Origin of the sequence: Lactiplantibacillus xiangfangensis (assembly GCF_001438845.1) — a bacterium.
In the GTDB taxonomy this organism is placed as follows: Bacteria; Bacillota; Bacilli; order Lactobacillales; family Lactobacillaceae; genus Lactiplantibacillus; species Lactiplantibacillus xiangfangensis.
In genome coordinates, this window is record NZ_JQCL01000018.1 from 1 (window position 1) to 6,227 (window position 6,227).

At 37.4% G+C, this 6,227-nt stretch carries 5 protein-coding genes and 1 pseudogene; 2 read left to right on the forward strand and 4 right to left on the reverse strand.

From position 1 onward, the window contains the following. Together IV64_RS02060 and IV64_RS02065 are read left to right on the forward strand one after the other, a co-directional pair. Nucleotides 1-661 (forward strand): IS30 family transposase (locus IV64_RS02060; RefSeq protein WP_057705521.1); only part of this gene is annotated, 661 nt, incomplete at its 5' end. A 359-nt stretch (nt 662-1,020) separates the two neighbouring features. After that, on the forward strand, nt 1,021-1,575 hold the full coding sequence (locus IV64_RS02065; protein WP_057705522.1) for a recombinase family protein: 555 nt from the start codon (nt 1,021-1,023) through the stop codon (nt 1,573-1,575). A gap of 607 nt (nt 1,576-2,182) precedes the next feature. On the opposite strand, the pseudogene IV64_RS02070 reads toward IV64_RS02065, so the two are convergent. From IV64_RS02070 to IV64_RS02085, 4 genes and pseudogenes are all read right to left on the reverse strand, one after another. Further along, nucleotides 2,183-2,562: pseudogene (locus IV64_RS02070) on the reverse strand (PRD domain-containing protein); the annotation flags it as partial. Nucleotides 2,563-3,438: 876 nt separating this feature from the next. Beyond that, the gene (gene apf, locus IV64_RS02075) at nt 3,439-4,323 is read right to left on the reverse strand and encodes an aggregation-promoting factor (RefSeq protein ID WP_057705524.1); all 885 of its coding nucleotides are present in this window, start codon (nt 4,321-4,323) and stop codon (nt 3,439-3,441) included. A 366-nt stretch (nt 4,324-4,689) separates the two neighbouring features. Beyond that, complete coding sequence (locus IV64_RS02080) at nt 4,690-5,037, reverse strand: DUF5388 domain-containing protein (protein ID WP_027821221.1); 348 nt, start codon at nt 5,035-5,037, stop codon at nt 4,690-4,692. Nucleotide 5,038: 1 nt separating this feature from the next. Continuing rightward, complete coding sequence (locus tag IV64_RS02085) at nt 5,039-5,839, reverse strand: ParA family protein (protein ID WP_027822916.1); 801 nt, start codon at nt 5,837-5,839, stop codon at nt 5,039-5,041. Nucleotides 5,840-6,227: the final 388 nt, after the last annotated feature.

A 6,227-nucleotide genomic window follows, 5' to 3' on the forward strand; every position in this document is an offset into this window, starting at 1 on the left:
TCACGAATTTAAACTAGCGACTAAATCAATTTATAATTGGTTAAATCAAGGGAAAACTGAGTTTTCTTTAAATGATTTGCCTGAACATGGCGTGCGCCAACGGCGTAACCTTGACCAACGTTCTAAATATAATCAATCATTAGGACGGTCAATTGAACAGCGACCCATCGTGGTTAATCGACGTAATCGCATCGGTGATTTTGAATTAGATACAATTGTTGGCCCCCGTGGGCATAGTAAGGCAGTTTTATTAACCTTAATCGATCGCAAATCACGGTTCCTTTGGGCCTACCGATTAAAAAACCGGACAGCAGTAACTGTTAATGAAGCCCTAAATAAGTTTCTAGCAACTTTTAATGGCCCGGTGCATAGTTTTACGGTGGACCGTGGCACTGAGTTTAGTGGGCTAGTATCACTTGAAGCACAATACGGTATTAAGACCTATTACTGCCATGCTTATACGCCAGCTGAGCGCGGCAGTAATGAACGATTTAATCGGAACTTACGCTATTTTTATCCTAAGGGGACTTATTTTGAGCACATTAGTGCTCAAGGCTTGAAAACCACCTTACTCGAAATTAATCAGAGACCACTTAAAATACTTGACTGGCAAACACCTTATCAGGTCATGCTGACCAATTTGTCAAAAAATTCGGATTAAATTTGCAATCTACCATGTAAATAAAGATCAGTCTGTTAAAATCTTTGGGTTTTGGCAGACCGGTCTTTTGTTGAAGTGAAGAAAATTTAAACATTAAGATTATTTTTGGCTCGTGACAATAATCATTTTGTATACCCAAGTAATTAATCGAGCGTTGCAAGTATCAAAGTGTCTCCCCGTTAAAGGGCTTAGATATATTAGATGCAACTTTTTTGACGTCTTGAATATATAATGAGTAAAGTGCTTAGATAGAACAAGCCAGGTCACAACTTAACAGTTGTGGCCTCTTTTTTGATGCTGTATAATTAAAGGGTTAGAACCGTGTCATTACTTAATGACATAAATAAGGAGATAAAAAGATGAAATATGGCTATGCGCGGGTCAGTACCACTGATCAAAAATTAGCAAATCAAATTGAGTTACTAAAATTGGCAGGAGCAGAAAAAATCTTTCAGGAAAAGTTTACTGGCACAACTACTGAACGACCGGAGTTTCAAAAACTGTTGCGCGTTCTAAAAACAGGCGATACTTTGATTGTCACTAAGTTGGATCGGTTTGCACGGAACACGCGCGAGGCATTAGCCATTATCCAAGAGTTGTTTAAAGAAAATGTCAAAGTTAATATTTTGAACATGGGCTTAATTGATAATACGCCGACTGGCCAATTAGTCTTTACAATATTTAGTGCTTTTGCGCAGTTTGAACGCGATATGATTGTCACGCGCACACAAGAAGGTAAATTGTATGCCAAGCAACATGATCCGTCATTTCGGGAAGGGCGACCGAAAACGTATTCTGATGAACAGATCAGATTTGCTTATGAGTTGCGAAAACAAGGCATGACTTATAAGATGATTGAACGAAAGACGGGGATTAGTAAACGCACGCAACAGCGAAGGTTTAAGTCGATTTAAAAATAGGTGTTTTAAGAATTGAATGTTTAATTAATCACGTACGACGGGGATTGCCGCTTTATTAAACAGTTGTGAGAGAAATTTATTTAGGGATTTTAAGCATTATTTATACCTGTTGTGCTATTGAGGTTAGTTGTGATAAGGATTAATTTGTACTACAAAAGGCCTACTCAATTGTTAGTTGAGCAGGCCTTTTGTGGGTATTTTGATTAGAGCTATTAACTCTATGCTAATTATAAGGCTTAGCTTTCAAATGGAACATACTATTATCCAAATTATGATTTGTTAAGGTGGTGTTGTCATAGTTACTGAATTGAATCAATTGGGCAGAAACAAGAAAAATTTAACTAAGACCATGGACACCATTCAAAATTAAGGGAACGTCATCCTAAATCTATTGCCAATGGCGGGAATTGTTGATTTTTATTTATGCCAACTCGTGACCACATCTTATCATTGGATGGTATGAATGATGTTGACAGAAAAACTAGCATTAAAGACCTCCTTATTATATATAGTAAAGGATACTAAACGAAATAGATTAAATATAGTATCAATATATCATAGTAGTCTCTCTGCTCATTTTGGTAAAAGGGTAGATTGTGTTTTAACTTTTGTTTTTTATGAAATCTTTGATCAATTGATAAATTAATTCAATTTCATATGGTTGGATTTCAATATTGAATTTTTTTCTATAGGTTTAAAAATTCCGTTGGACAATGTGAAAAAATCTCTTTCTTGGCTAGTCAATGTCATTTTATTTATCAAATTATCGGAGCTTGTATGATTCATAATCATTCGTTCGATCATTAGCGAGAGATGCATATATAAATTGAGCTTTAATCTAGGATTGAATTTAACATCATATAAATTTTCATAATGAGTAACAATGTCTTGACTATCCTTAATTACAATATTGGGGTTCAAGATTTGTAAACGTCCACGAATGCCCTCGATTGAAAGAAACTGTAGTAAGCGATCAATCAATAATTTGCAATCTACCATTTGAGCCGGATTTCATGTAAAATAGCGCTACCAATCCCGATTAACTAGCTGGAAAATAAATAACGGCAATGATTAATTGGGGAAACTAATGATGAAAATTAGCCGCTTTATCCGATAAAAGTGATCACTTTTGGTCGATTTATGAAAAGTCAACGAGGATTATCGATAATTTTAAGCGCTTAACTAGTGAATTTTGACGGGTTAATTTGTCGGGAGTTCTGATTACAATGACACTTAACTAGTCATTTTATTGCGTGGAGACGTGGTACTGACTAATTATTTTTCGGTAAAGCAGATAATTGATAGAAGTTGCGCATCGTGTAGTCAATTGTGGTCGGTTAACGAAGGCGTCGATTAATTAAGTATTATTATAGTAGGTTTATGCCAAAAGTAGCCCATGACGATCGCTACTAAAACGTTACTGGGTTAGTATTATGCCATAGCTGAATGGTATGTGGTTGTCGTTGTGGACTAGTCGTCAAACTGTCGGGGGTTCGGGACTGTACTTAGTCAGGAAATTAGTTGGATTTTCTCCGTTAAGGTTGGTGAATTGTTAAATAAAAACATGTGGTATTTTGGTTGGGAGAGTGGGTCGTCGATTGGGGGAGACAACTAGCAGGTCTGGATCGTGTCCGTCTTAAAGCGGTTGCTAGAATAAGCATATCGCATATCTAAATAACGGGTTGTCAGCATGCTCTAAGGCCCATTATAAAGTCACTTAGCAACTGAGTAACTTTGTAATGGGTGTTGGTGGGGGGACACACGTGCTTCAGCACGGATTTATATAGTAGAAAAAAAGATTGCGAATCAGAAATGATCCGCAATCTTTGCATTTATTTATTAATTTAAAGTGGCTTTTTAGTACCAGCCATTAGCAAGCCAGTGACTCTTGGCGTTGCTCCATGAACCATAACGTGAAGCAACATAACTGTTAGCAACACGTTCTTGGTTGGCAGCGGAGTTGTCACCGTTTAAGTATGAAGCACTTAATTGGTACTTACCGATGTATTGACCGTTACGAGCAGAATATGAACCACCAGATTCTTTACCAGCAATCCAAGCCTTAGCAGCACTATCAGAACCATTGTTGCTATAGTTTGATGTTGAACTAGACGTTTGAGTCATCGTCTGAGCAGCAGGTTTGCTAGTTTGTGTTTGACTTGATTGGGTCTGGCTAGCTTGGCTCGGTTGAGCTTGAGTTTGACTAGTCTGAGCTGATGATTGTGTCGTGGTCGTTTGTTGAGTCGTCTGTGTTGAAGTCGTTGAGGTTGTTGAAGCTGTTGATGATGAAGCTGAGCTAGTAGCACTTGATGAAGCTTGACTAGTGGTTGCAGCAGAACTTGAAGCTTGGCTAGCAGCTGAAGAAGTAGCAGCAGAACTAGTAGCTTGGCTAGCAACTGATTGTGAAGAAGCACTAGTTGCACTGGCACTCGTTGCAGTTGAAGCAGCTGAAGAAGTAGCTTGGCTAGTTGCTGATTGTGGTGCAGCACTTGTAGCAGCAGAAGTCGTGGTTGTTGTAGTAGTACCATTGACTTCAAGCTTATCACCAATGAAGATTAAGTTAACATTAGCTAACTTGTTTGCCTTTTCAATGGCTGAAACTGAAGTGTTGTGAGCTTGGGCAATTGCTGAAACAGTATCGCCGGCCTTAACAGTATAAGTATCAGCGTTGGCAACCGTTGTTGAGATAGCGAATAAAGCTAATGCAGCAGTTGATGATAATACAAGGTTTTTGATTTTCATAATAATTAATACACCCTCCTATAATTTGCGTGTGTTCGATTATTTACATATATTTTCTATTGGTCGAGCAGTTGATGTCTCAACCAATCAACAGTGACTAGTATAACTAGTGAGTGTTTGCAGTGCAATAATCAGAACATTACGTTTTTAGGGGGTGCTTGTAATATAAGGCCGTTTTTGTAATGAATTGTAATATTTGGTAGATTGTAAAATTAATCCGAACGCTGTTCGGATTAATTTTACAATCTACCATTTCAAAAAAGCCCTCTATTCCGCATAATAGAGGACTTTTTTGTGTGCATTCTGCTTCATTTAAACGGACAAGTATACGTCTAAAAGCTGAACGTGTTGTCTGAGGGCGCGTGATTATTTACTTTTTAGTTTATAGTCAAGCTTATCCTTTGTTTCCATCATCGATACCAATTCATCGTAAGTATCACGTGTTTGGGGAGTTAGTGATTCAAGATAACTTTCAATCATCAAAGAAACCATTTCACTAGCTGAACGCTTATCAGCTGTTGCTTTAGACAAAGCCAAAACGGCGTTTCTGGTATGATTATCAACTCGCATGTTTACATCGAAGGTAGGAATTTTTTCCGCACTATCTTCGCCAAAACCTGCTTGCTTTCTAGAAATTGATGATACATTTACGTTTACCTTCTTATCAGGACTTTTTACCTGATTATCATTATCGTGTTTCAAAAGTCCTCCCATATTATTCTGCCTCCAATCTAGATATTAATTCAGTAGCAACAGCCGTATATGTGCTGTGAGTAGCTTTATCCCAAACAGAACGACTGCTTTCAGTGATTCCAGTAAGGTCGTATCTCTTTACTCTTTCCATAGCAGTAATGACATTTTCAAATATGTTGTCTTCCCCAAATTCTTCTACGGCCTGTTTAAGAACGGCATTGTCAATAATTGATTGCCCTTTTGTAAGAACTGGAAGAATACCCGCTACATCTACTTTTGCTCCAAATTCGTCAATTAAATTCGTTTGTAAATAGCTTAAGAAACTTTTTGCTCCCAGCAATGCTCTTTGCTGAGTTTGTAGCATAACAATGATCCAATCGCAGCACATAAAAACGTTATCGTTTGTTAAACTCATTGTAGGGCTTACATCAAGAAACACGAAGTCGAATTTGCTAGATATATTTGACAAAGAGTTTTTAAGATAGCTGACTTTAGCTTTTTCATCAATGTCTTGTTTATCAACCCACCGACTGAATAAGTTCATATCAGCAGCAGCTGGTATTAAGTCAAGACCGTTCTTAATGTTAATGATGCCGTCATTTAAGTCTTTTCCGTTAATTAGTAATGCGAAAAGAGATGGGTCAATTGTGATGCTGGAATTTTCGTGACTTTTTGTTTTTATCATTAAATCAGTTAGGTTTGCTTGAGGGTCACAATCTACCATAAGCACTTTATATCCCATATTTGATAATTCCCAACTGATTAAGGCTGTAGTAGATGTTTTACCAGTACCACCCTTTTCATTGGCGCAACTAATTATCATTTTTTAAAATTCCTCCATTTGTACACGGTACACGGTGTACTGTGTTATATGTACAGTGTACCGTACTCAGTACACAATGTACAGAAAAAAATACTTAACAATTGAATGCGGAATGACGGCTTTTTTATGAAATTGTTTAAGTGTACAGTACACAGTACCCAATACACGGTGTACAGTTTACAAGATACAGTGTACAGTGTACAGTGTACACTGTACACAAGAAAAGTTGACTAAAAATTTGATAACTGATATAATGATAACCGTAGTCAAAATAGAACATAAAAAAACACCCACCGATTCCCGTCGGTGAGCGCCACATAAAAGTCAACTTGTTTAATGACTATTATATCATGGCCGGTGCGATTTTTAAAGCCCTAGGGGACAAGCT